General features: G+C 65.1%; 23 protein-coding genes and 1 tRNA gene. 12 read left to right on the top strand and 12 right to left on the bottom strand.

Going from position 1 to position 22,934, the window contains the following annotated elements; all coding sequences use genetic code 11:
- Window positions 1–197: 197 nt before the first annotated feature.
- From clpX to ACZ0AJ_RS07820, 6 genes are all read right to left on the bottom strand, one after another.
- Window positions 198–1,466 carry an ATP-dependent Clp protease ATP-binding subunit ClpX gene (gene clpX / locus ACZ0AJ_RS07845; protein ID WP_499453701.1) on the bottom strand — a complete coding sequence of 423 codons (1,269 nt, stop codon included), beginning with the start codon at window positions 1,464–1,466 and terminating at the stop codon, window positions 198–200.
- 182 nt (window positions 1,467–1,648) lie between these two features.
- Window positions 1,649–2,266, bottom strand: a complete 618-nt coding sequence (gene clpP / locus ACZ0AJ_RS07840; protein WP_307732379.1) for an ATP-dependent Clp endopeptidase proteolytic subunit ClpP — start codon at window positions 2,264–2,266, stop codon at window positions 1,649–1,651.
- Window positions 2,267–2,344: 78 nt separating this feature from the next.
- Window positions 2,345–3,685: a trigger factor gene (gene tig / locus ACZ0AJ_RS07835; protein WP_258837882.1), complete on the bottom strand. Its 1,341-nt coding sequence runs from the start codon at window positions 3,683–3,685 to the stop codon at window positions 2,345–2,347.
- Between the two features lie 31 nt (window positions 3,686–3,716).
- Window positions 3,717–3,803: transfer RNA gene (locus ACZ0AJ_RS07830), tRNA-Leu, on the bottom strand.
- A 158-nt stretch (window positions 3,804–3,961) separates the two neighbouring features.
- Window positions 3,962–7,060, bottom strand: a complete 3,099-nt coding sequence (locus ACZ0AJ_RS07825) for an efflux RND transporter permease subunit (protein ID WP_499454445.1) — start codon at window positions 7,058–7,060, stop codon at window positions 3,962–3,964.
- Window positions 7,057–8,226, bottom strand: a complete 1,170-nt coding sequence (locus ACZ0AJ_RS07820) for an efflux RND transporter periplasmic adaptor subunit (RefSeq protein WP_499453698.1) — start codon at window positions 8,224–8,226, stop codon at window positions 7,057–7,059. The genes ACZ0AJ_RS07825 and ACZ0AJ_RS07820 overlap by 4 nt, the downstream gene beginning before the upstream one ends.
- A gap of 119 nt (window positions 8,227–8,345) precedes the next feature.
- On the opposite strand from ACZ0AJ_RS07820, the gene hpnC reads away from it, so the two are divergent.
- The 6 genes from hpnC to ACZ0AJ_RS07790 all read left to right on the top strand — a co-directional run bounded on the left by hpnC (window position 8,346) and on the right by ACZ0AJ_RS07790 (window position 13,320).
- A complete protein-coding gene (gene hpnC / locus ACZ0AJ_RS07815) occupies window positions 8,346–9,155 on the top strand; it encodes a squalene synthase HpnC (protein WP_499453696.1) in 810 nt (269 codons plus the stop codon).
- 105 nt (window positions 9,156–9,260) lie between these two features.
- Window positions 9,261–10,094, top strand: coding sequence for a presqualene diphosphate synthase HpnD (gene hpnD, locus ACZ0AJ_RS07810; RefSeq protein ID WP_499453694.1), 834 nt, complete (start codon window positions 9,261–9,263; stop codon window positions 10,092–10,094).
- Complete coding sequence (gene hpnE / locus ACZ0AJ_RS07805; protein ID WP_499454442.1) at window positions 10,081–11,490, top strand: hydroxysqualene dehydroxylase HpnE; 1,410 nt, start codon at window positions 10,081–10,083, stop codon at window positions 11,488–11,490. The genes hpnD and hpnE overlap by 14 nt, the downstream gene beginning before the upstream one ends.
- Window positions 11,491–11,521: 31 nt before the next feature.
- Complete coding sequence (locus ACZ0AJ_RS07800; RefSeq protein WP_332532663.1) at window positions 11,522–11,671, top strand: hypothetical protein; 150 nt, start codon at window positions 11,522–11,524, stop codon at window positions 11,669–11,671.
- A gap of 15 nt (window positions 11,672–11,686) precedes the next feature.
- The gene (locus ACZ0AJ_RS07795) at window positions 11,687–12,508 is read left to right on the top strand and encodes a DUF1700 domain-containing protein (protein WP_499453692.1); all 822 of its coding nucleotides are present in this window, start codon (window positions 11,687–11,689) and stop codon (window positions 12,506–12,508) included.
- A gap of 5 nt (window positions 12,509–12,513) precedes the next feature.
- Window positions 12,514–13,320 carry a GIN domain-containing protein gene (locus tag ACZ0AJ_RS07790; RefSeq protein WP_499453690.1) on the top strand — a complete coding sequence of 269 codons (807 nt, stop codon included), beginning with the start codon at window positions 12,514–12,516 and terminating at the stop codon, window positions 13,318–13,320.
- A 183-nt stretch (window positions 13,321–13,503) separates the two neighbouring features.
- Here ACZ0AJ_RS07790 and ACZ0AJ_RS07785 read toward each other — a convergent pair whose 3' ends face one another.
- The gene (locus ACZ0AJ_RS07785) at window positions 13,504–14,721 is read right to left on the bottom strand and encodes a YeeE/YedE family protein (protein WP_499454439.1); all 1,218 of its coding nucleotides are present in this window, start codon (window positions 14,719–14,721) and stop codon (window positions 13,504–13,506) included.
- A gap of 187 nt (window positions 14,722–14,908) precedes the next feature.
- Between ACZ0AJ_RS07785 and arfB the strand changes: the two genes are divergently transcribed.
- Entirely contained in the window at window positions 14,909–15,316 is a 408-nt protein-coding gene (gene arfB / locus ACZ0AJ_RS07780) for an alternative ribosome rescue aminoacyl-tRNA hydrolase ArfB (RefSeq protein WP_499454437.1), read from the top strand.
- 3 nt (window positions 15,317–15,319) lie between these two features.
- Here arfB and ACZ0AJ_RS07775 read toward each other — a convergent pair whose 3' ends face one another.
- The 3 genes from ACZ0AJ_RS07775 to ACZ0AJ_RS07765 form a co-directional block, all read right to left on the bottom strand.
- On the bottom strand, window positions 15,320–15,679 hold the full coding sequence (locus tag ACZ0AJ_RS07775) for a hypothetical protein (RefSeq protein WP_499453688.1): 360 nt from the start codon (window positions 15,677–15,679) through the stop codon (window positions 15,320–15,322).
- Between the two features lie 52 nt (window positions 15,680–15,731).
- Window positions 15,732–16,922, bottom strand: a complete 1,191-nt coding sequence (locus tag ACZ0AJ_RS07770) for a tetratricopeptide repeat protein (protein WP_499453686.1) — start codon at window positions 16,920–16,922, stop codon at window positions 15,732–15,734.
- A gap of 74 nt (window positions 16,923–16,996) precedes the next feature.
- Window positions 16,997–18,253 carry a TIGR03862 family flavoprotein gene (locus ACZ0AJ_RS07765; RefSeq protein WP_499454434.1) on the bottom strand — a complete coding sequence of 419 codons (1,257 nt, stop codon included), beginning with the start codon at window positions 18,251–18,253 and terminating at the stop codon, window positions 16,997–16,999.
- Window positions 18,254–18,389: 136 nt separating this feature from the next.
- Between ACZ0AJ_RS07765 and ACZ0AJ_RS07760 the strand changes: the two genes are divergently transcribed.
- The 5 genes from ACZ0AJ_RS07760 (at window position 18,390) to dctP (ending at window position 21,396) form a co-directional block, all read left to right on the top strand.
- On the top strand, window positions 18,390–18,800 hold the full coding sequence (locus ACZ0AJ_RS07760) for a hypothetical protein (protein ID WP_499453684.1): 411 nt from the start codon (window positions 18,390–18,392) through the stop codon (window positions 18,798–18,800).
- Window positions 18,797–19,000: a helix-turn-helix transcriptional regulator gene (locus ACZ0AJ_RS07755; protein ID WP_183552114.1), complete on the top strand. Its 204-nt coding sequence runs from the start codon at window positions 18,797–18,799 to the stop codon at window positions 18,998–19,000. The genes ACZ0AJ_RS07760 and ACZ0AJ_RS07755 overlap by 4 nt, the downstream gene beginning before the upstream one ends.
- Window positions 18,997–19,938, top strand: coding sequence for an alpha/beta fold hydrolase (locus tag ACZ0AJ_RS07750; RefSeq protein WP_499454431.1), 942 nt, complete (start codon window positions 18,997–18,999; stop codon window positions 19,936–19,938). The genes ACZ0AJ_RS07755 and ACZ0AJ_RS07750 overlap by 4 nt, the downstream gene beginning before the upstream one ends.
- 13 nt (window positions 19,939–19,951) lie before the next feature.
- Window positions 19,952–20,176, top strand: coding sequence for a hypothetical protein (locus tag ACZ0AJ_RS07745; protein ID WP_499453680.1), 225 nt, complete (start codon window positions 19,952–19,954; stop codon window positions 20,174–20,176).
- A gap of 179 nt (window positions 20,177–20,355) precedes the next feature.
- Window positions 20,356–21,396, top strand: a complete 1,041-nt coding sequence (dctP, locus tag ACZ0AJ_RS07740) for a TRAP transporter substrate-binding protein DctP (RefSeq protein WP_499454429.1) — start codon at window positions 20,356–20,358, stop codon at window positions 21,394–21,396.
- 12 nt (window positions 21,397–21,408) lie between these two features.
- Here the strand turns inward: dctP and moaD are convergent, their stop codons facing one another.
- Together moaD and ACZ0AJ_RS07730 are read right to left on the bottom strand one after the other, a co-directional pair.
- Window positions 21,409–21,666 carry a molybdopterin converting factor subunit 1 gene (gene moaD, locus ACZ0AJ_RS07735; RefSeq protein ID WP_499454427.1) on the bottom strand — a complete coding sequence of 86 codons (258 nt, stop codon included), beginning with the start codon at window positions 21,664–21,666 and terminating at the stop codon, window positions 21,409–21,411.
- Window positions 21,667–21,673: 7 nt separating this feature from the next.
- Window positions 21,674–22,933 carry a molybdopterin molybdotransferase MoeA gene (locus ACZ0AJ_RS07730; RefSeq protein WP_499454425.1) on the bottom strand — a complete coding sequence of 420 codons (1,260 nt, stop codon included), beginning with the start codon at window positions 22,931–22,933 and terminating at the stop codon, window positions 21,674–21,676.
- Between the last annotated feature and the right edge of the window lies 1 nt (window position 22,934).

Genomic DNA, 22,934 nt, shown 5'->3' with positions numbered 1-22,934 from the left:
TATATTCTGTAAGTAAAAGAAAACCGACTTGTCAGAGCATATAGCCGTTCCAATAAAAGACTCTCGGAAAATGAAAAAGCCACCACACGGCGTACCGCGAGTGGCTTTTCGAATGAAGCCGGGATCTCTTATTGAGATTGATTGTACCGAGTTGAATCCGTGCGGCAAGCAATTTGTCGCTTGCGCCCGGATTTTTTTCAGTTTTCTCCCGAAGCTTTTGCCGTTTCGCTGTAAATCAGCAAAGGTTTCGCGCCGTTCGTGATCGTATTTTCATCGATCACGACTTTCACGACATTCGACTGGCCTGGCAATTCATACATTACATCAAGCAGCGCATGTTCGAGAATCGAACGCAGGCCACGTGCGCCGGTTTTACGGGCCAGTGCTTTCTTCGCAATTGCATGCAGCGCTGCCGGACGAATCTCCAGTTCTGCGCCTTCCATTTCCAGCAATTTCGAATATTGCTTGATCAGCGCATTCTTTGGTTCGATCAGAATCTGGATCAGCGCTTCTTCGGTCAGCTCGGACAAGGCAGCCACCACGGGCAGACGGCCGACCAGTTCGGGAATCAGGCCGAACTTGATCAGGTCTTCGGGTTCGGCTTCGAGCAGGATCTCGGCGTTGTAGCCGGAATCGAGACTCTTGACCGTGGCGCCAAAACCAATGCCGCTCTTGACTGAACGGTTCTGGATCACCTTGGCCAGGCCATCGAACGCACCGCCGCAGATGAACATGATGTTGGTCGTGTCGATCTGGACGAAGTCCTGGTTCGGGTGCTTGCGCCCGCCCTGCGGCGGCACCGACGCCATCGTGCCTTCGATCAGCTTGAGCAGCGCCTGCTGCACGCCTTCGCCCGACACGTCGCGCGTGATCGACGGGTTATCGGACTTGCGCGAGATCTTGTCGATCTCGTCGATGTAGACGATGCCGCGCTGCGCCTTTTCCACCTCATAGTTGCAGCTCTGCAGCAGCTTCTGGATGATGTTCTCGACGTCTTCGCCGACGTAGCCGGCTTCGGTCAGCGTGGTCGCATCGGCGATCACGAACGGCACGTTCAGCATGCGTGCGAGCGTCTGGGCCAGCAGCGTCTTGCCGGAGCCGGTGGGGCCCACCAGCAGGATGTTGCTCTTGGCCAGTTCGACTTCGTCTTTCTTGCCCAGGTGCTTGAGGCGCTTGTAGTGGTTGTACACCGCCACCGACAGGATGCGCTTGGCCGTTTGCTGACCGATCACATACTGGTCAAGCAGTTCGGTGATTTCAAGGGGCGTCGGCAGGTCGGACTTGGTGCCCGTGACCGTTTCGACGTTCGACGTTTCATCGCGGATGATGTCGTTGCACAAGTCGATGCATTCATCGCAGATGAACACGGACGGTCCTGCGATCAGCTTTTTGACTTCGTGCTGGCTCTTTCCACAGAACGAGCAGTACAACAGTTTTTCGCCGCTGGAGGATTTTTTCTCTGACATGGGGGCAGGACTCTATTGAATTGCTATGAATATAACGCTTAACCGGAAACGCAACAAGGGCGAATCCAAGGGCGCAACTGGCGCGCATGCGAACATGCTACCCGAAATAAAAAACAAACGCCCGAACGTGTTCGCGTCCGGGCGTTTTTTTCCAACATCGCGCTGGATGCTCGGGCAATTTCTTAACCGCGGTGCGTGAGGACCTTGTCGATCAGCCCATACTCCACCGACTCTTCGGCCGACATGAAGCGGTCACGGTCGGTGTCGCGGTGGATCTGCTCGATGCTCTGGCCGGTGTTGTCGGACATGATGCGGGCCAGACGCTCGCGCAGGTACAGGATTTCCTTGGCCTGGATTTCGATGTCCGAGGCCATGCCCTGTGAACCGCCCGATGGCTGGTGAATCATGACGCGCGAGTTCGGCAGCGAGAAACGCTTGCCCTTGGCGCCGGCGGCCAGCAGGAAGGCGCCCATCGAGGCCGCCAGACCCGTGCACAGCGTCGAGACGTCGGGCTTGATGAAGTTCATCGTGTCCAGGATCGCGAGGCCGGCCGAGACCGATCCGCCCGGCGAGTTGATGTAGAGCGAGATATCCTTGTCAGGATTTTCGCTTTCCAGGAACAGCATCTGGGCGACGATCAGGTTGGCCATCTGGTCGTTGACGGGACCGACCAGGAAAATCACGCGTTCTTTCAAGAGGCGCGAGTAAATGTCGTAGGCGCGTTCGCCGCGACCACTTTGCTCGACGACCATCGGCACCAAGCCGAGTGCCTGTGTATCCAGTGCTGGATTGTGCATCATACCTGTCTCGTTCCTTGTTAGGGGTTGGTCAAATGGGCCATTGAAAAAAGCCGGCCTCGAGGGGCCGGCCTGCTTTTCTTAAGCCTGTGGGACGCTGCCCATCAGTTCATCGAAAGCGACGGTCTTGTTCGAGACCTTGGCCTTGCCAAGTACGTAGTTGACGACGTTTTCTTCCAATACAAGGGCTTCGACTTCACCCAGACGACGACGATCACTGAAGTAGTACTTCAGGACTTCTTTCGGGTCTTCGTAGCTCTGCGAGAAATCTTCGATCTGGGCTTTCACCTGGTCTTGCGTGGCTTGCAGATCGTTGTCAGCAACCAGTTGCGACAGGATCAGACCCAGGCGGACGCGGCGCTCGGCCTTGTCCTTGAACATCTCGGACGGGAATGGCAGCTTGGCCACGTCCATGCCGCGCTGTGCCATGTCCTGGCGGGTCATTTCGGCCAGACGCTCCGAATCCTGCTCGACCATCACGGTCGGCACGTCCAGTTCGGTGGCCTTGACCAGAGCATCCATCACGGCTTCCTTGTTACGGGCCTTGACGCGGGCGCGCACTTCGCGCTCCAGGTTCACCTTGATGTCTTCGCGCATTTTCTCGATCGAGCCGTCTTCGATTCCCAGCGACTGGGCGAACTCGGTGTCGACGGCAGGCATGTGCGCCCACTCGAGTGCCTTGAGCGTGATGGTGAACTCGGCGGTTTTACCGGCGACGTCCTTGCCATGGTAGTCCTCAGGGAACGCCAGTGGGAAGGTCTTGGCTTCGCCGACTTTCAGGCCGATCGTTGCGGCTTCGAACTCGGGCAGCATGCGGCCTTCGCCCAGCACGAACGCGTAATCTTCGGCCTTGCCGCCGTCGAATTCGACGCCGTCCAGCGTGCCGACGAAGTCGACGGTGACGCGGTCACCCTCGGCTGCGACTGGCTCGCCGCCGGTGCCGTGTTCGCCCTGCTCGCCCTTGGTGTGATAGTGCACGCGCTGCTTGCGCAGGATGTCGATGGTCTTGTCGATTTCGGTGTCGGACACTTCGGTCACGACGGTTTCGACTTCAACGGCTGCCAGGTCGCCAATGACGACTTCTGGGTAGACTTCGAAGGTGGCGTTGAATTCGAGGACGCCTTCAGGGGCGTCGTCTTTTGGCTCGATTTTCGGGAAACCGGCAACGCGCAGTTCGTTGGCGACAGCGGCTTCGTTGAATGCGCGGCCAACTTTGTCGTTGAGCACGTCCGATTCGATCTGGTAGCCGTACTGGGCAGCGACCATCTTGAGCGGCACTTTGCCCGGACGGAAGCCAGGCGCCTTGGCGGTCTTGGCCTGCTGTTTCAGGCGCTTCTCGACTTCAGTGCGGACGTCAGCGACCGGAAAAGAGATCGTCAAGCGACGTTCGAGTTTACCCAGGGTTTCGACTGCAGTTGCCATTGTAAAAATCGTCCAAAAAAATAATTATTCGTGGTGCGAGGAGGGGGACTCGAACCCCCACACCATTGCTGGCGTCAGGACCTAAACCTGGTGCGTCTACCAATTTCGCCATCCTCGCTCAGGATTGCAATATCGCCTCAAAAACAAAGGGCGCCCGACAGTAGAACCCGGCCGCCCTGCACTCCATTGTTTAGGGGCTACAACTTCAATCGATTATTTTACTGGAATTTCTGACACTATTGGGCATCATTTTTTCCAGTGCGGGGGTAGGTGCATTCATTTGCCGCCCGCCCCTGCCGGCTTTTTCACGCGGAACCACGCCGCATACAAGGCCGGCAGGAATAACAGTGTCAATGCCGTCGCCACCATCAGGCCGCCCATGATGGCCACCGCCATCGGGCCCCAGAACGTCGAGCGGGACAACGGGATCATCGCCAGCGCCGCCGCGGCGGCCGTCAGCAGGATCGGTCGGCAGCGGCGCACGGCCGCTTCGATGATCGCATCCCACGGATGGCTGCCGGTGGCGATGTCCTGCTCGATCTGGTCGACCAGGATCACCGAATTGCGGATGATCATGCCGAACAGCGCGATCACACCCAGATTCGCGACAAAGCCGAACGGCCGGTCGAGGATCAGCAGCGCCATCGCGGCGCCTGCGACGCCAAGCGGGCCGGTCAGGAACACCAGCAGCGAACGCGAGAAGCTGTGCAATTGCAGCATCAGCAGCGCAAACACGATGAACAGCACCAGCGGGACATTGGCCGCGATGGACGCCTCGGCTTCGGAGCTGTCGGCGGCGGCGCCTTCGATCGTCAGGCGGTAGCCGGCCGGCAGCTTCGCGCGCAGCTCGGTCAATTGCTTGTCGACTTGCGCCGTCACGGTGGGCCCCTGAATGCCGTCGACCACGTCGGCCTGGACCATGATCGCCCACTCGCGGCCTTCGCGCCAGACGACGCCCGGCTCCCAGACGAAGCGCACGCGCGCCACCTGGCCAATCGTCACGGCCTGCCCGCCGGTGGTTGGCACCAGCGTTTCAGACAGGCGCGTGATGGTCGAGCGTTCTTCCAGTGGCTGGCGCACGACCATGTCGATCAGGCGGTTCGATTCGCGCAACTGCCCGACCGCTGTGCCGGTGAGCGTCGTGTTGACCGCGCGCCGCACGGCCTGCGACGTCACGCCCAGCGCGCGCAGCTTGTCCTGGTCGAGGTCCAGGCGCAGCACCTTGATCGATTCGTTCCAGTTGTCGTTCACGCCCAGCGTGTTCGGATTAGCCAGCAGCGTCGCCCTGACCTGGTCGGCGATCCCGCGCACGACGCCGATGTCCGGCCCCAGCACCTGGAACTGCACCGGGTACGGCACCGGCGGGCCATTGGCCAGCAGCCTGACGCGCCCGCGCACTTCGGGGAAATCGTGCTTGAAGATGTCGACGATCTTCAGGCGCAGCGCGTCGCGCGCCTTGGTATCGACCGGTAGCACGACCACCTGCGAGACGTTCGACTGCGGGAAGATCTGGTCCAGCGGCAGATAGAAACGCGGGCTGCCGGTGCCAACATAGCTCGTCACACTGCGCACGCCCTCCTGCTGCGCCAGAAACGCCTCGAAGCGCTTGACGGTTGCCTCGTTGGCGGCAAAACTCGTGCCCTCGGGCGACCAGAGTTCAACCATCAACTCGGGCCGGCTCGAATCCGGGAAGAACTGCTTCTCGATGAATTTGAAGCCGAAGATGCCCAGCGCGAACACGGCGAGCGTCAGCGCAATGGTGGTCTTGCGCCACTCGACGCACCAGGTCACGATGCGCCGGAAGCGCTGATACGCCGGGGAATCGAACACGTCGTGGCCGCTCTCGCCGTGGGCGTGCGGCTTGACCTTGAGCAGCATGAAACCGATGTACGGCGTGAACATCACCGCCACCACCCACGAGATCAGCAGCGCCAGCCCGTTGACCGAGAACATCGTGAACGTATACTCGCCGGCGGCCGATTCGGCCAGGCCAATCGGCAGGAAGCCTGCCGCCGTGATCAGGGTCCCGGTCAGCATCGGCATGGCGGTCGACGTGTAGGCGAAGGTCGCGGCTTCGAAGCGCGACAGGCCTTCTTCCATTTTGCGCACCATCATTTCGACGGCGATAATGGCGTCGTCCACCAGCAGGCCCAGCGCGATGATCAGCGCGCCCAGAGAAATCTTGTGCAGCGAGATGTCGAGCATGCGCATGGCCAGGAACGTGATGGCCAGCACCAGCGGGATCGACAGTGCCACCACCAGGCCCGGGTAGATATCGATGCGCCATTTGGGCTTCGTGTGCAGCCCCAGGGCCAGGAACGACACGACCAGCACGATCACGACCGCTTCGATCAGCACCTTGACGAATTCGCCGACCGACTCCTTGACGGCCTGCGGCTGGTCGGCCACCCGTTCGAGCTCGATCCCGACCGGCAGTTGGGCGCGGATGCGGGCCACCGTCTCGGCCAGCCCCTTGCCCATCGTGATGATATTGCCGCCCTTTTCCATCGACACGCCCAGGCCGATGACTTCCTTGCCATTGAAGCGCATCTTGTCGGCCGGCGGGTCCTGGTAGCCGCGCTTGACGGTGGCGAAGTCGCCGAGGCGGAACGTGGTGCCGCCGACGCGCAGCTGCAGCGCCTCGATCTGGTCGAGCGTGCCGAGCGCGCCCGTCACGCGCACCGACAGATTATCCGTCGGCGTGACCAGTACGCCGCTGGCCTCGACCGCGTTCTGTGTGGCGATCTGGTTCACGATCTGCTCGAACGGCACCCCGAGCTGGGCGAATTTTTTGCTGGAAAACTCGATATACACTTTTTCGTTCTGCACGCCGAACTGCTCGACCTTGGCCACCAGCGGCACGCGCAGCAGTTGCTGGCGCACGAAGTCGGCGTAGTCGCGCATTTCGCCATAGGTGAAGCCGTCGCCCGACAGCGCGAAGATCGACCCATATGTGTCGCCGAATTCGTCGTTGAAGAACGGGCCGATGACGCCCTGCGGTAGCGTTGCGGTAATGTCGCCAATTTTCTTGCGTACCTGGTACCACGCGGCGCTGGTCTCCTTGGGCGGCGTCGATTCCCGCAGCTCGATCAGGATCGTCGTTTCACCGGGCTTGGAAAAGCTGCGGATCGTGTTGACGTAAGGCGTTTCCTGCAGCTTGCGCTCGAGCGGGTCGGTGACCTGCTCGGCCATCTGCAGCGCCGTGGCGCCCGGCCACACGGCGCGCACGACCATCGCGCGGAAGGTGAACGGCGGGTCTTCGTCCTGGCCCAGCTCGAAGTAGCTCAGGATGCCGAACAGCAGGCACGCCGCGATCAGAAAGCGCGTGAGCGGGATATGTTCCAGCGCCCAGCGCGACAGGTTGAAGCCCTTCATCGTGCGGCCCCGCCGTTGGCCGTCATCGCGGCTTCGGCGTCCGCCCGGCGCGCGACATCGGCGGTGAGGATGCGCACCTTCTGGCCTGGCTTGAGCAGGTTCACGCCGGCCGTGACCACGCTCTGGCCGGCGCGCACGGCGCCGGATACCAGCACATCGTTATCGACCTGGCCCGCCACTTGCACCGGCACGAGCTTGACGGCGCCGTTGTCGACGACCCAGACGCTGCTCGCGCCCTTGTTGTTCACCAGCGCGGTCAACGGCACGCGCAGGCCGCCGGTGGTTGCCGCGCCCGTGGCCAGCTCCACCGTCGCGCTCATTCCCAGGCGCGCATCGGCGCGGGCGGGCAGCGCAACTTTCACGGTATAGGTGCGGGTCGCGGCATCGGCCATCGGCGCGATTTCGCGGATCTTGCCCGGAATGGTCTGCTCTGCATCGGCCCACAGGCGCACAACCACGTCGGCCGACTGGCGCAACTCGTCCACCTTGTTTTCGGGGATGCCGATGACGACTTCCTTTTCTGCAGTGCGGGCCACGCGCACCACCGGCGTGCCAGCCTGGACGACCTGCCCTACTTCGGCATCGATCGCCGTGACGACGCCATCGACGTCGGCAACAAGGGTCGTGTAATCGGCCTGGTTCGACTGGCCGCGCAAGCCGGCGCGCGCCGCATCGACATTGGCCTGGGCGGCCTTGAGCGCGCTTTGCTTGGCGTCGAGCACGGCCTGGCTGACGAAATTCTGGGAGCGCAGATTGACGTGCCGCTGGTAGTCGGCAGCGGCCAGTTCGCGCTCGGTGTCGGCGGCGCGCAGCGTGGCGCGTGCCTGGGTTTCGGCCAGCCGGATGTCTTGCGGGTCGAGTCGCATCAGCACCGTGCCGCGCTTGACGGTCGCGCCCACGTCCACCTTGCGTTCGATGATCTTGCCGCCAACCCGGAAGCCCAGTTGCGACTCGTAGCGCGGCCGCACGTCGCCTGAAAACTGCGACCGCTCGGCGCCCGCATCGGCCACCAGCTGGATCACCCGCACCGGACGGATATCTTCGACCGGCGGCGCCGGCTTGGAGCACGCGGCCAGGGCGCCGGCAGCGCAGAAGGCGACCACGGCCGCCCGCAAGGTTGGGGAAGAAAATCGGACAAACACGGTGGTGATCCTTTGACTGGGCATGCGGCGTCTCAAGCCGAAGCTGGCGGCGCGTGGAGTGCTTCGTTGGCGCCAGTTTGTAATTCAGCAATTATAATCATGCAAATAGACAATGTGACGACTTTAGCGTCTTCCCTCTAAACATGGCTGTTGATCACTACGAGAACTTTCCTGTTGCGTCGATTCTGATGCCGCGCCGCCTGGTGCCGGCGGTCGAGGCAATCTACGCCTTTGCGCGCAGTGCCGACGACCTGGCCGACGAAGGCGACGCCGCGCCCGGTGAACGGCTGGCGGCGCTGCGAGACTATGACCAGCAGTTGGACCGCATCGAGGCTGGCAGCGTTCCCGATGAGCCGATGTTCGCGCGGCTGGCCCATGTCGTGGCGCAGTACCGGCTGTCGGTCGAGCCCATGCGTGACCTGCTGTCGGCCTTCCGGCAGGATGTCGTCACGCCGCGCTACCAGGAATACGCGAGTCTGCTCGACTATTGCCGCCGCTCGGCGAATCCGGTCGGGCGCCTGATGCTGGCCCTGTACGAGGCCGATGACGCGGTCAATCTGCGCGACTCGGATGCGATCTGCAGCGCGCTGCAACTGATCAATTTCATCCAGGACGTCGCGATCGACCTGACCAAGGGCCGGATCTACCTGCCGCTGGAAGACCTCGCGCGCTTCAAAGTCAGCGAAACGGCCCTGAAGGCGGGCATCGTCGATGCGCCGTTCCAGGCCCTGATGCGCTTCGAGGTCGAGCGCGCCCGCGCCCTGATGCTGTCGGGCGCGCCACTGGCCAGGCGGCTGCCGGGCCGCATCGGCTGGGAGCTGCGCATGATCGTCCAGGGTGGCTTGCGCATCCTCGACCGGATCGAGCGCGCCGGTTACGATGTGCACCGGCGCCGCCCGACCCTGGGCCCCGCCGATTGGGTCGCCGTGGGCTGGGGCGCACTGCGCATGTAAAAGTCACGGCGCACATCGCCGGCTGCGCTGTCTACCCTGCTAGAATGCTCGCCTGACGGCACAGCCGTGCCGCAGCCGCCCAACCAGCACTCCACGACGATTTTCATGTCTCCAGACGAATACTGCCAGCAAAAGACCGTTCAAAGCGGCTCCAGTTTCTACTACAGCTTCCTGTTTTTGCCGCCCGAACGCCGGCGCGCGATCACGGCGTTGTACGCCTTTTGCCGCGAGGTGGACGACACGGTCGACGAAGCCACCGACGGTTCGGTCGCCCGCATCAAGCTGGCCTGGTGGCGCACCGAGGTCTCGAAGATGTATGCGGGCACCCCGACGCATCCGGTGATGCTGGCTCTGCAGCCCCATATCGCGGTCTACAAGCTGGAAGAACAACACCTGCAGGCCATCGTCAACGGCATGGAGATGGACCTCGACCAGAGCCGCTACCTCGATTACCCGGGGCTGCAGCGCTATTGCTGGCACGTGGCGGGCGTCGTGGGCATCCTGTCGGCCAGTATTTTCGGCTACACCAATCCGCAAGCGCTGGCGTATGCCGAAAAACTGGGCCTCGCGTTCCAGCTGACGAACATCATCCGCGACGTGGGCGACGACGCGCGCAAGGGCCGTATCTATCTGCCCGTGAACGAGCTCCAGCAGTTCGGCGTGACGGCGAACGACCTGCTCAAGCTCCAGCACAGCGAGAAATTCGAAGCACTGATGGCGTTCCAGGCCAAGCGCGCGCAAGCCATCTACGACGAAGCGCTGGCCCTGCTGCCAAAGGAAGACCGGCGCGCCCAGCGCCCGGGCCTCATGATGGCGTCGATCTACCGCACGCTGCTCGATGAAATCCAGCGCGACGGCTACCACGTGCTGAACCAGCGCATCTCGCTCACGCCGCTGCGCAAGCTGTGGCTGGCGTGGAAGACGTATGTCCGCACCTAGGCTGCGCGTTGCAGTCGCCGGCGCAGGCTGGGCCGGCTGCGCGGCGGCTGTGACGCTGGCGCGCAAGGGCGCGGATGTGATCCTGTTCGAAGCGGCGCGCACCCTTGGCGGGCGCGCCCGCGGGGTCGACGTGCGCGGTCTGGCGCTGGACAACGGCCAGCACATCCTGCTGGGCGCGTATGCCGAATCGCTGCGCATGCTGCGCCAGGTGGGCGTCGATCCCGATGCGGCGCTGCTGCGCCTGCCGGTGCAGATGCGCTATCCGCCCGGTGGCGCCGGCATGGATTTCGTCGCACCGCGCCTGCCAGCGCCGCTGCATCTGGCGTTCGCGCTGCTGCGCGCGAAGGGCCTGGCCCGCGCCGACAAGCTCGCGCTGGCCCGCTTCAACAGCGCCGGGCGCTGGATGGGCTGGGCGCTGGACGTCGATTGCACAGTGGCCGAACTGCTTGAACGCTTCGACCAGACCGAGCGACTCACGACACTGATGTGGCGCCCGCTGTGCATCGCGGCGCTCAATACGCCGCCCGAGCGCGCGTCAGCGAATGTCTTTTTGGCCGTGCTGCGCGACAGCCTGGGCGCCAGCCGGCGCGCGGCGTCCGACATGCTGTTGCCGCGCGTGGCGATGGGCGCGCTGTTTCCGGAGCCTGCCGGTGCCTGGCTGGCGCGTGAAGGTCACACAGTGCGCGCTGGCGTCAAGGTTGCGGCGCTTGCGCGCAACGTGGATGGCGATGGCTGGTGCCTGACGACGGGCGCGGGCGAAGAACGGGTCGATGCCGTCGTGCTGGCCACACCGGCAGCCGCCAGCGCTACGCTGCTGGCGCCGTTTGCCGACTGCGCCGCACTGAGCGCGCAACTGGATGGTTTCACGTACGAGCCGATCGCTACCTGCTACCTGCAATATGCGCCTAGCACGCGCCTGGATCTGCCGTTCTGCGCGCTGCTGGACGATCCGCAGGCGGGCCGCTGGGGCCAGTTCGTGTTCGACCGCGCCCAGCTCGATCCTGGTCAGGATGGCGTGTTTGCCGTCGTCGTCAGCGCCGCCGCCGAGGCCGCAGCGCTGCCGCGTGAGGCGCTCGCGGGCGCCATCGCGGCGCAACTGGCGCACGACTTCGGCCGGCCCGAACTGGCCATGCCAGTCTGGACCCAGCTGATCACGGAAAAGCGCGCGACGTTCACCTGCGCGCCCGGCCTGGTCCGGCCAGGCAACGTTACGCCGCTCCCCGGCGTCGTGCTGGCGGGCGACTACACGGCCAGCGATTACCCGGCGACGCTCGAAACAGCCGTGCGCAGCGGCCAAAGGGCGGCGACGGCCATCCTCGCCTACGGCGCCCTGCCCCGCGAAAAGCGCAGCCTGTCGCACGGCGATGGTGCAGCGGCGGCCGGCACCGTACAGTGACACCATCGAAACACCCCTGATGGACACCACCATGACACCCCGACTCGGACTGCGAACGGTCGCCCTGCTGCTTCTCGTGGCGGCCAGCACGCTCGTACTCGTCATGCCGGAACTGATCGGCGGCGGCGCCCCCGGCACGGCCAGCGCGATCGGTGCGATTCCGGTCCTCGGTCATCACTAGGCCGGCGCGGATCGTATGGCGTACTTTTTCTCCAAGCTCGACTACCTCGACGCGCTCAAGCGCGCGTTGATGGGGCTGCCGCCCGACGTGCAGGCCAAGACGCTCGCGTGGTACGAGCAGCGCTTCGTCGACGGCGCAGCAGTCGGACGATCCGAACAGGATGTGGCCAGGGAACTCGGCGACCCGCGCGACGTCGCGCTGACGCTGCGGACCAATGCCCATTTCGCGCAGCTGGCGCACAAGCCGGCGCCCCCGGCGAGCTCCGTGGCACGCACCGTCGTGTCGGGCTTTGGCCTGCTGGTGTTCAACCTGTTCATGCTGATTCCGGCGGCAGTGTTTGCGTCGCTGCTGATGGCGCTGTACATGTCGGCGTTTGGCGTCTATGTGTCGGGTATTGCCGTGACCGCCAGCGGCCTGGCTGGCTCGAACGAGCTGGTGCTGAGTGCCCCGCTGAGCCGCCTGGAGATGACGAACAACGACGGCGCGAGCGAAACGCAGACGCGCGTGTCGATCGGCGAGCATGGCATCCAGGTGTATGAAGAGCCGGTTTTGAGGCCGGATTTGCGCCCCGAGGCCGGTGACGGTGGATCGGCCGCCGACAGCGAGAACCGGCATCAGCGTTCGCGCGTGCTGCGCGGCGCCGAGGCGGTGGCCGAACGGCGCATCCAGATCACGACCGACCTCGATCCCGATTCGCGCACGACGCAGGTGGTACTCGGGTGCGGGCTGATCCTGGGGGGTATCGCGCTGTTCCTGCTGTCGCTGGTGTTCAGCAAGTACACGATCGCCGGCATCCGCCGCTACGTGAACATGAACATGTCATTGTTGAGGGGATAGCCGCCATGCGCTCATTGATGAAAGTGGGTTTCAGCCTGCTGCTGCTGGCAGCCGTGCTCGTGGCGCTCAGCTACAGCATGCTCAAGGCCAGCGGCACGGTCAGCGCCGCCGAAGGTCGCGCCGTCGCGCAGGATACGCGCCCGGTGCCGGCCGGCGTCGAGGTCGTCGAACTTGACGGCCCCATCGACCTGAACCTGCGCTACGGCGCCACGCCGATGCTGCGGGTCAGCGGCGAGCAGCGCATGCTGGGCAATGTCGAGGTCACGGGCGACGGCAAAGTCCTGCGCATCGGCATCCGCGGCATGGTGCTGCGTCACCGCGAACCGCTGGTGGTCGAACTGGTGCTGCCAGTGCTGACAGCGGTGACGATCGAAGGCAGCGGCGACAGCACGATCAACGGCTTCTCGGGCGATGCGATCGCCGTCCAGCTCAACGGTTCGGGCAGCGTGCGCTTCAATGGCCGCTACCGCGACGCCACGGTCGGCCTGACGGGCAGCGGCGACCTCGACGTGAATGGCGGCGCTGCGATGGACCGCGTCGAAACCCGCCTGATGGGCTCCGGCAGCATCACGGTCTCCGGCACCACCCGCGCGCTGGAAGCCGACACGACAGGCTCCGGCCGCCTCGACGCCGAACACCTGCGCGCCAGCGAAGTCACGCTAAGCCAGACCGGCTCCGGCGACAGCGTCGTCCAGGCTCGCGACACCATCCGCATCACCCTGAGCGGCAGCGGCGACGTCGAAGTCTACGGCAACCCCGCCGAACGCAGCACCAGCCGCACCGGCAGCGGCAGCGTCACCTACGAAGAATAACCCCCCACAAATAGGGTCAGTGTCGAATTGTTTGACAACTTCAGTAAATCAGTTGCTCAATAATTCGACTCTGACCCCAATTGTTGGGCAATTGTCTTTTGGATAATTAGGGTCAGAGTCGAATTGTTTGACAACTTCAGTGAATCAATTGCTCAATAAATCGACACTGACCCTACTTTTTGCTTAGCAGGCGGTGGGTTTCAGGCGCTCGACTTCGAGGCCGAAGAAGGGGCGCAGGCGGGTGCCGACGACGTTGCCGATGAAGGCGACGACCAGCCACAGCCAGCCATGCAGGCTGCCCGACAGGATGCCGCTGAAGTAGGCGCCGATATTGCAGCCGTAGGCCAGGCGGGCGCCGTAGCCCAGCAGCAGGCCGCCGACGATGGCGGCGATCAGCGAGCGCATTGGCAGGCGCCAGACTGGCGCGTAGCGGCCGGCCAGCGCCGCTGCCAGCATCGCGCCCAGCACGATGCCGATATCCATCACCGACGTCACGTCCTGCGAGATTGGCGAGGCCAGTGCGGCGGCGTTGGCTTTCGTGGACCAGTACGCCCAGCTGGCCGTATCGATGCCCATCACTGCAGCCGCTTTCGCACCCCACAGTGCGAACGCTGATGTGACGCCCCACGGGCGACCGGACAGCGCCAGCGTCGCGAAGTTGAGCACCACCAGCGCGAGCGCGCCGGCCAGCAGCGGCCACGGGCCATGCAGCCATGGCGAGCGATGCGGTGGCTGCACGTGTGCCGGGACCAGTTTGCCGTGACGGCGCTTTTCGACGACGATCGTGATGAACGCGATCAGCGCGAAGATGCCCCAGTTCAGCGCCAGCGCCGGCGCCAGGCCCAGTTCCTTGACGGCCGACAGCGGGGCCAGTTGCGGCATCGAGGTCCAGAACGGCATGTGCGCCGTGCCGATCAATGAGCCAATGATGAAGAACAGCAGCGTGACGATCATGCGCGTGCTGCCGCCACCGACCGTGTACAGCGTGCCGGACGCGCAACCGCCGCCCAGCTGCATGCCGATGCCGAAAATGAACGCGCCGAAGATGACCGACGTGCCGGCCGGCTGCACCAGGCCCGTCACCGGGGTGCCGAACAGCGTGCCGGCGGCCAGCGCAGGGAAGAACAGCGCCACGCCGACGGCCAGCATGACCATCTGCGCGCGCAGGCCGGCGCCGCGGCCGTCGGCAATGAACACGCGCCAGGCCGACGTGAAGCCAAAGGCTGCGTGGTACAGCGCCACGCCGAGCAGCGCGCCGACGATGTACAGCGCCGACTGGCGCCCGCTCACTGCCTGCGCGAGATACCACGCGCCAAGCACGAGCAGGAACAACGCCACGCCAAGCGGGCGCACATTGAGGTCGACGCGGGGCGCCATCGACAGAGTGGAAGAATTGGACATGACAGGGACCGTGCAAATGAAAGTAGGCCGGTATTGTCGTCGCTTTTGACAATCGTTGCAGGCCGCGCGCCCATTTTTCGCGTCGCGGACACGGCAGGCAGCAGGCCGGCGCGCCAGCGCTTACAATGCGCCTGCTGCTGCGAACCTGCACGGCGCATCCTGCAACCAGGACCAAACCAGGACCAAGATGGCCGCACTCACTCCCTATATCAATCCAGCCGAAGTCGAATTCAGCGCCATCCGGGCCCAGGGCCCGGGCGGGCAGAACGTCAACAAGGTCTCGTGCGCCGTGCATGCGCGCTTCGACATTCCGGCGTCGTCGCTGCCACAGCCGGTCAAGGAGCGGTTGCTGGCGCTGCGCGACACGCGCATCTCGCACGAAGGCGTGCTGGTACTGAAGGCGCAACAATCGCGCAGTCTGGAACAGAACAAGGAAGACGCGCTGCGGCGCCTGCAGGAGCTGGTCGACAAGGCGGCGATCGTGCCCGTCACGCGCCGCCCCACCCGGCCGACACGCGGCTCGCAATTGCGGCGGCTCGACGGCAAGACGCGCAGCAGCCAGACCAAGGCGCTGCGGGGCAAGGTCACCGACTGAACGTCACGCGGAAGCGTGCAAAGTCCCGGACTCCACGCCGTCCAGCCCCGCATACCACACCGCATACGGCGTATTGACCACCATGCGCCGGTTGTAATCGGGCGCGCCATCGGTCCACCAGACCGGCCCGCGCTCTCCCAGCGCCCGCTTGGCCTCGTCGACACCGGCGCGGGCCGCCCGCTCGGCCGCCTCATCGCGCGCCTTGAGCGCCGCCCCGACCTGCCGCCGTGCATCCATCAGCCCATTGACCAGCTGCTGCCGCTCGTCCGGCGCCAGATGCGGATTGCTGCTGCGCCAGAGGCGCCCCTTGACGACAAAATAGCGGCCGTCCGGCGTGTTCGGATAACGGGAAGAAGAAGGCATGGCATCGACTATACCCGCCGGCCCGGGATGCCAGCGCCCGGCTGCAGGATGCTCAAGGCATCACGCCATAGCGGTCGATGAAATACTTGACCCCACCCGGATTGGTGGCCATCCACGCCTGCAGCGCCGGCCGGTACGCCTGACGGAACATCAGCAGCAGGATCGCCGGTTCGAGCTGCCCTTCGCGCGCCAGCGCCCGCACCTGCAGCAGGCCCGGATCAAGGATGCCTTCGCCGCTATTGGCCTCGGCCTCGTCCGCGATCTTCAAGGCCTGGCGCCACGTTTCCAGCTCGATCTCGAACGCCGACTTGCGCTTACCCTTGTCGCCGGTGCGCAGCGCAACTTCGGTCATGCCCAGCGCCAGCCGGAACGCGTGATCAGGCGTCTTCTCGGCATCCGTTTGCGAATCGAGACTAATCACGTATTTCCCGTCCGCGTTTTGCGCCACGCGCACGCCGCGGCGCAGGCCCAGCGCCTTCAGTGGCAAGCCGGCGCCGGCCCGGTACCTGGCCAGCTTGCTCCAGTTGGGCCGCTGCGACGGATCGGCCTCGATGGCCTTGTACAGCATCGCCTCGGCTGCGCCCCGTTTGTCCTGGTAGAACAGCGCATCGGACAGGTAGCGCCAGGCCTGCGCATTGTGCGGCTCGATCAGAGTGGCCTGGCGAAAGAGCGCCTCGGCGCCGTTCCAGTCCCGTTGCACATAATGACAGTTGCCAGCGGCGACCCAGGCGCTGGAATACTGCGGATCGGCCAGCATCGTCGCCTCGTACTTTGCCAGCGCGGCCTTGATGTCCTGGCGCGCGAACGCCGCCTCACCTTCGGCCATCAGCTTCGCTGCCCTGGCGTTCGGCTGACGCAGCGGCGGTGGCGCCGGATCGTCCAGCATGCGCAGGACTTCCTGCGCCACCGGATCGTCGGCTGCCAGTAGCGTTGCCCGCTCGGCCAGCGCGCGCGCCATGTCGCGCAGCTGCGGTGCCTTGTCCTGCGGCGCCACCGTCGAGAGTTTCAGCACCAGGCCCGCCGCCAGCGACAGTGGGATCGAGGCAGTCGGATCGGCCTGTTCGGCCGCCTTGTACTTCGTCAGCGCTTCCTGGTAGCGGGCGCGCCCTTCCAGCGCCTGCGCTTCGAGCACCAGGCCACGACACGGCTGGCCACAGCCGACGTCTGCACGGGCGCTCGGGGCGCCGGCAACATGCGTAGCGGCGAGAAGGATTGCGAGCGTCAGCACGCGAAAAGAAGTCATGAAGGGGCCGTGGCGCGAAACGCTGATGAAGCGCTTATCTTACCAAGCATGCGCCCCGACTAATTCACGGAATGTCACCGCTGTGCAGCATCCAGCCAGGCCAGCACCTCCCGCCCCGCGGCACGTCCGCTGGCAAAGCAGGCAGTCAGCAGGTAGCCGCCGGTGGGCGCTTCCCAGTCCACCATTTCGCCGGCGACGAACACGCCGGGCAGCGCGCGCAGCATGGTGCCGGTCCCGTCCATCGCATCGAATTGCACACCGCCCGCGCTGCTGATCGCCTCGTCGATCGGGCGCGTGCGCAGCAGGGTCACCGGCAGCGCCTTGATCGCAGCGGCCAGCCGCGCCGGATCCGCATAGTCCTCTTTCGACAGGCACTCATGCAGCAGGCCCGCCTTGACGCCCTTGATCCCGAGCCGGCTTTGCAGATGGCTCGCCATCGAGCGCGAACCCCGCCCGCGCGTCACCTCATCGAACACCCGCTGCGCACTGTGATCCGGCGCCAGGTCGAGCCACAGCGTGGCCGTGCCATCACGCGCGATCGCGTCGCGTAGCGGTGCCGACAACGCGTACACCAGACTGCCTTCGACGCCGCCTGCCGTGACGACAAACTGGCCCTTGCGCCAGGCGATGGCACCGTCCGCACCGCGCACGCCGGCCGCCACCGTCAACAGCGGCGCGCCGGCAAAGCGGCTGCTGAAATGCGCGCTCCAGCCGGTGTCGAACCCGCAGTTCGCGGGGACCAGCGGCGCCACCTCGACCCCGCGCTCGCGCAGCAGTGGCACCCAGGCGCCGTCCGAGCCCAGACGCGCCCAACTCGCGCCGCCCAGCGCCAGGATCGTCGCGTCGGCCTCGACCAGCCGTTCGCCGTCCGGCGTGGCAAAGCGCAGCTGACCATCCTGCCAGCCGAACCAGCGCTGGCGCATGTGAAAGCGCACGCCGCTTTCCTTCAGGCGGTGCAGCCATGCACGCAGCAGCGGCGCGGCCTTCATCTCGAGCGGGAACACGCGGCCCGACGTGCCGACGAAGGTCTCGATGCCAAGATCATGGATCCAGGCGCGCACGGCGTCGGCATCGAACCCTTCGAGCCAGCCGTTCACGTGCACCTGGCGGTCGCGGTAGCGCCCCACGAAATCGGCATACGGTTCCGAGTGCGTGATGTTCATGCCGCCCCTCCCGGCCAGCAGGAACTTGCGCCCGACGCTGGCCATCGCGTCGTAAACGTCGACCTGCACGCCCGCTGCTGCCAGTGTCTCGGCCGCCATCAGGCCCGCAGGACCGCCGCCGATCACGACGACACGGGGCGAAACGGCAGAATTGGCGGGCTGAGTCATGATGACGAACGAGAAAAAGCGGGACCCGCATTGTAGTCGGTTTCCCGTCCCAAAAAACGCTGTAAAGGATGCTTGACATCACAAAATAACGGGCCTACGATGTAAAGCATCCTTTACTAACCAAGAGAGGCACCAGATGGCTGCGAGCAAGCACGAGAAGCGGGTCCACACGGCATACCTGCGCGAGATGGCCGGCGCGTTCCTGGTCTATGCCGTCCTGCTGATGGCCTCCATCCGCTTCGGCAGGCCAATGGACGAGGGCCTGCTGCGCATCCTGGTGCTGCTCTCGCCGATGATCGGCTTCTGCCTGGCGCTGTGGGCGATCGCGCGTCATCTGGGCCGCGTCGACGAATACCTGCGCCGCTTTTTGCTCGAATCGTTCGCGCTGGCCGCCGGCCTGACCGCCGGCCTCACCTTCAGCTACGGCTTCCTTGAAACCGCCGGCTATCCGCGCCTGTCGATGTTCTCGGTCTGGATGGTGCTGTGTGGCGCGACCATGCTCGTCTGCCTGGTACGCTCGGTGCACGAGAGGCTGCAGACGCGATGAAAAACCGTATCCGCGAACTGCGCGCCACGCAGGGCTGGAGCCAGGCCGACCTGGCCGAGCGCCTGGACGTCTCGCGCCAGAGCGTCAACGCGATCGAAACGGGCCGTTACGATCCCAGCCTGCCCCTTGCCTTTGCCATTTCCCGGCTGTTCGGCCTGCCGGTCGAAGCCATCTTCACACCTGATCAGGAGACCGCATGAAAGCTGCACTGTTGTTGACCCTGGCGCTTGGCGCCGCCCCCTTTGCCGCCGCCCAAGCACAGTCTGCGGCCCCGGCAACCCAGAGCGCGAACCGCTTTGCCGCCAGCATCAAGCCGGCCGAAACGTTCGAATCCGGCGCGCTGCTGGTCGAGCGCCATGGCAGCAAGGGCCGCCCGGTGATCCTGATTCCTGGGCTGGCCAGCGGCCCGTGGGTGTGGCAGGACGTGATCCGCCAGTTCAAGGACGAGTTCACGCTGTATGTCGTGACGCTGCCCGGCTTCGACGGCCGTCCCGCGCCCACTGGCGAACCCTTCGAAGGCGCACGCGCCGCGCTGGAGGGCTTGATCGCGCAGCGCAAGCTGAACAAGCCGATCCTCGTCGGCCACAGCCTCGGCGGAACGCTCGCCTACGCCGTGGCGCAGGACCTGGGCAACGGCATCGGCGGCGTCGTGGCGCTCGATGGCTTGCCGGTGTTCCCCGGCACTGAAAACATGCCGCCCGCACAGCGCCCGCAAGCGGCGCAGCGGGTGCGCGACACGATGGCCGTCGCCGACCCCAACGCCTGGGCCGCCCAGCAGCGCCAGTACATGCGCGGCCAGGGCGTGCTCGACATCGGCAAGGCCGACGACATCACGCCACTGCTGCTGCGCAGCGACCGCGCCGCCGTCGGCGCCTACGTGGCCGACGCGCTGGCGCTCGACCTGCGTCCGGGCCTGGAAAAGATCACCGCGCCGGTGCTGGTGGTGGCGCCGTTTTACCAGTACGATGGGGCGCAGGACACCATGACGGCCGACGACAAGGTCGCGCACTACCGCAGTCTGGTCGAGGGCATTCCCTCGGTCGAGGTGGTGCCGATCGCGCCGTCCCGGCACTTCCTGATGATTGACCAGCCACTGGCCCTGGCCGGCATCCTGCGCCGCTTTTTCGACCGTCGTTGATAAGGAGTTTTCCATGCGCCCTGTCACCTACTGGATTGGCCAGTTCCTGCTGGCCGCCGGCACCATGTTCCTGCTGCTCGCCGCCGTCGACCTGATGCGCGGCGACAGCCTGGCCGCCACTTGGCCCGCGACGCTGGCCTGGTCGGCCGCGGCAGCGGCGATCTTCGTCGGCTCGCGCTGGCGCCAGGCCAGCCGCGGGATCGGCTGCGCTGTCTGCAAGGATGAGCAGGCGCGCTGACGATTACCGGTCAGACTATTCCTCCAGCATGTTCGGTTTGTCAGATCTGCAATATTCTGCTTGACATGCCGCGCAGCAGGCATATTCTTGTCGTGGCCAGCTGCGAACGATGACGCCCGCACCGACGAGGCACGCCACGATTCGCCCGGCAGTCCGTTACAACATCTTGGAGGATGTATATGTCGGTAGAAATCGAATCGTTCGCTACGCGCAGGACAGTACTCGGTGCGCTCGCCACCAGCCCGCTCTGGATGAGCTCGGCGTGGGCCCAGCCCAACAATCTCAAGATCTCGCACCAGTTCCCCGGCGGCAGCATCGCGCGGGGTGACTTCCGCGACCGCCTGTGCCGCATGTTCGCTTCCGATGTTGAAAAGCGCACGCGCGGTGGCGTGAAGTTCTCGATCTATCCGGACTCGACCATGATGCAGCCGGGCGCGCAATTCGGCGCGCTGCGCAGCGGCAAGCTCGACATGGCACTGGTGCCGCTGTCGTATGCGGGCGCCGAGGCGCCGGAAGCCAATATCGGCCTGATGCCGGCACTGGTCACATCCTACGAACAGGGCTACGGCTGGCGCAATGCACCGGTCGGGCGTGAACTGTCGCGGATCCTTGGCGAACAGGGCCTGGTCATCGTCAGCTGGATCTGGCAGGCCGGTGGCGTCGCGTCGCGCGGCGACCCGATCATCGCCCCGGAAGACGCGCGTGGCCTGAAAGTACGCGGCGGCTCGCGCGAGATGGACATGCTGCTGCAAAACGCCGGCGCCACGGTCGTCAACATGCCATCCAATGAAATCTACAACGCCCTGCGCAGCGGCGCGCTCGACGCGGCACTGACGTCATCAACGTCGCTGATCTCGTTCCGCCTGCAAGAAACCGCCCGTTCGCTGACGACGGCGCGCGCCGGTTCGTACTGGTTCATGTTCGAGCCACTACTGATGTCGCGCACCGTGTTCGAGCGCCTGACCAAGGCGCAGCAGCAGGCGGTGATGACGGTGGGTGCCGATCTGGAAAAGTTCGCGATGAATTCGGCGCGCATGGACGATGCCGAAGTCGCCACCGTGTACCGCGGCGTTGGCGCGCGCGTGGTCGACCTGAACCCCGACGCGCTGCGCGGCTGGCAGGAAGTCGCCCGCAATACGGCGTGGAAGGATTTCGCGGCCCGCAACAGCAACTGCGCCAAACTGATGGCGCTGGCCGAGCAGTCGATCGCCGCGATCTGACCTTGTGAATGCTTACCCGCCCGTCACGGGCGGGAAGAACGCCACTTCAGCGCCGGCCGCCACGGGTGTGGTGCCGTCGCACATCACTTGCTGATGGGCCATGCGTACTGCACGCTCGGGCGCCAGCGCCTCGGCCCAGGCGCCACCGCGCGCGCGCAGCAATTCACGCACCGCGCCCACGGTCGCCACGTCAGGGGGCAGGTCCAGCTGTTCCTGCCCCGTACCGACTGCTTCGCGCAGCGCAGCAAAATACTTCACGTTGATCTTCATGACTATCCTAATGCTGGAGTTCGGCGAACGGGATGAAGCGCACCAGGTCGCCCGCGGCAATCGCATTGCCCGGCGGGTTATCGATCAGGCCATCGCCCCACACGGTCGACGTCAGCACGCCGGAACCCTGGTTCGCAAACAGTTCGAGCCCACCGCCGGCATTGAAGCGCGCGCGCAGGAATTCATTGCGGCGGTCGCCCTTGGGCAGGTCGAAATCGGCGCGCACCAAATAGCTGCGCGGCTCGACCTGGCCACGCACGCCCTGCAGGCGCAGCAGGAACGGCCGCACGAACAGCAGGAAGGTGACGAAGCTCGATACGGGATTGCCCGGCAAGCCGATGAAGAACGCGTCACCCGCGTTGGCCTCGACCTCACGGCGTACCTCGCCAAACGCCAGCGGTTTACCGGGCTTGACGGCGATCTGCCACATCGACAGGCGCCCTTCCGCCTCGACGGCCGGCTTGATATGGTCTTCTTCGCCCACCGACACACCGCCCGACGTGATGATCAGGTCATGCGCCTGCGCAGCGTCGCGCAAGGTGGCACGCGTCGCAGCCAGCGTGTCGGGCACGATGCCGAAGTCGGTGATCTCGCAGCCGACGTTTTCCAACAGCGCGCGCAGCGTAAAGCGGTTCGAGTTGTAGATCACGCCGGGCGCCAGATCCTGCGCTGCCACCTCGCCCGGCATCGCCAGTTCATCGCCCGTGAAGAACACGGCCACACGCAGGCGCCGGTGCACGGGCAGCGTCGCCAGGCCCACCGAAGCGGCAAGCCCCAGTTCCTGACTGCGCAAACGGGTGCCTGCCGTCAGGATCACGCTTCCGGTGCCGATGTCTTCGCCCTTGCGGCGAATCCACTCGCCGTCCGCGGGCGCGTGGCGCACGGTGACGTTATCGTCCGCGGCCTCGCATTGCTCCTGCATGACGACGGCGTCGGCACCCGGTGGAATCAGGGCGCCGGTAAAGATGCGTGCTGCCGTACCGGGTTCGAGTGGCTGGCCAACGTGGCCGGCCGGGATGCGCTGGGCCACGCGCAGCGTCGCCTCGCCGCTCGCGCAGTCGGCGGCGCGCACGGCGTAGCCATCCATCTGCGTGTTGTCGGCCGATGGCACGTCGATGGTGGCCAGCTGGACATCCGCCAGCACGCGGCCGTTGGCGTCCAGCGTGGGGATCGTCTCGATGTCCGTCACGGGGCGCGCGGCGGCGAGCAGCACGTCCAGCGCCTCGCGCACCGTCAGCATCGGCGGTCGTTGTCCTGGTGCGTTCATG

It is taken from the genome of Telluria sp. AC161 (genome assembly GCF_979258535.1).
This window is presented reverse-complemented; position numbering and strand designations above follow the sequence as displayed.

Excerpts from the sequence above, each read along its gene's own strand:
- ACZ0AJ_RS07800 (WP_332532663.1), top strand. The coding sequence starts at position 11,522 with ATGACACCCCGACTCGGACTGCGAACGGTCGCCCTGCTGCTTCTCGTG.
- clpP (WP_307732379.1), bottom strand. The coding sequence starts at position 2,266 with ATGATGCACAATCCAGCACTGGATACACAGGCACTCGGCTTGGTGCCG.
- ACZ0AJ_RS07765 (WP_499454434.1), bottom strand. The coding sequence starts at position 18,253 with ATGACTCAGCCCGCCAATTCTGCCGTTTCGCCCCGTGTCGTCGTGATC.
- hpnC (WP_499453696.1), top strand. The coding sequence starts at position 8,346 with ATGGCTGTTGATCACTACGAGAACTTTCCTGTTGCGTCGATTCTGATG.
- hpnE (WP_499454442.1), top strand. The coding sequence starts at position 10,081 with ATGTCCGCACCTAGGCTGCGCGTTGCAGTCGCCGGCGCAGGCTGGGCC.
- ACZ0AJ_RS07820 (WP_499453698.1), bottom strand. The coding sequence starts at position 8,226 with ATGCCCAGTCAAAGGATCACCACCGTGTTTGTCCGATTTTCTTCCCCA.
- ACZ0AJ_RS07785 (WP_499454439.1), bottom strand. The coding sequence starts at position 14,721 with ATGTCCAATTCTTCCACTCTGTCGATGGCGCCCCGCGTCGACCTCAAT.
- dctP (WP_499454429.1), top strand. The coding sequence starts at position 20,356 with ATGTCGGTAGAAATCGAATCGTTCGCTACGCGCAGGACAGTACTCGGT.
- ACZ0AJ_RS07790 (WP_499453690.1), top strand. The coding sequence starts at position 12,514 with ATGCGCTCATTGATGAAAGTGGGTTTCAGCCTGCTGCTGCTGGCAGCC.
- clpX (WP_499453701.1), bottom strand. The coding sequence starts at position 1,466 with ATGTCAGAGAAAAAATCCTCCAGCGGCGAAAAACTGTTGTACTGCTCG.
- ACZ0AJ_RS07755 (WP_183552114.1), top strand. The coding sequence starts at position 18,797 with ATGAAAAACCGTATCCGCGAACTGCGCGCCACGCAGGGCTGGAGCCAG.
- ACZ0AJ_RS07770 (WP_499453686.1), bottom strand. The coding sequence starts at position 16,922 with ATGACTTCTTTTCGCGTGCTGACGCTCGCAATCCTTCTCGCCGCTACG.
- ACZ0AJ_RS07825 (WP_499454445.1), bottom strand. The coding sequence starts at position 7,060 with ATGAAGGGCTTCAACCTGTCGCGCTGGGCGCTGGAACATATCCCGCTC.
- ACZ0AJ_RS07750 (WP_499454431.1), top strand. The coding sequence starts at position 18,997 with ATGAAAGCTGCACTGTTGTTGACCCTGGCGCTTGGCGCCGCCCCCTTT.
- tig (WP_258837882.1), bottom strand. The coding sequence starts at position 3,685 with ATGGCAACTGCAGTCGAAACCCTGGGTAAACTCGAACGTCGCTTGACG.
- ACZ0AJ_RS07730 (WP_499454425.1), bottom strand. The coding sequence starts at position 22,933 with ATGAACGCACCAGGACAACGACCGCCGATGCTGACGGTGCGCGAGGCG.
- ACZ0AJ_RS07775 (WP_499453688.1), bottom strand. The coding sequence starts at position 15,679 with ATGCCTTCTTCTTCCCGTTATCCGAACACGCCGGACGGCCGCTATTTT.
- hpnD (WP_499453694.1), top strand. The coding sequence starts at position 9,261 with ATGTCTCCAGACGAATACTGCCAGCAAAAGACCGTTCAAAGCGGCTCC.
- moaD (WP_499454427.1), bottom strand. The coding sequence starts at position 21,666 with ATGAAGATCAACGTGAAGTATTTTGCTGCGCTGCGCGAAGCAGTCGGT.
- ACZ0AJ_RS07745 (WP_499453680.1), top strand. The coding sequence starts at position 19,952 with ATGCGCCCTGTCACCTACTGGATTGGCCAGTTCCTGCTGGCCGCCGGC.
- ACZ0AJ_RS07795 (WP_499453692.1), top strand. The coding sequence starts at position 11,687 with ATGGCGTACTTTTTCTCCAAGCTCGACTACCTCGACGCGCTCAAGCGC.
- arfB (WP_499454437.1), top strand. The coding sequence starts at position 14,909 with ATGGCCGCACTCACTCCCTATATCAATCCAGCCGAAGTCGAATTCAGC.
- ACZ0AJ_RS07760 (WP_499453684.1), top strand. The coding sequence starts at position 18,390 with ATGGCTGCGAGCAAGCACGAGAAGCGGGTCCACACGGCATACCTGCGC.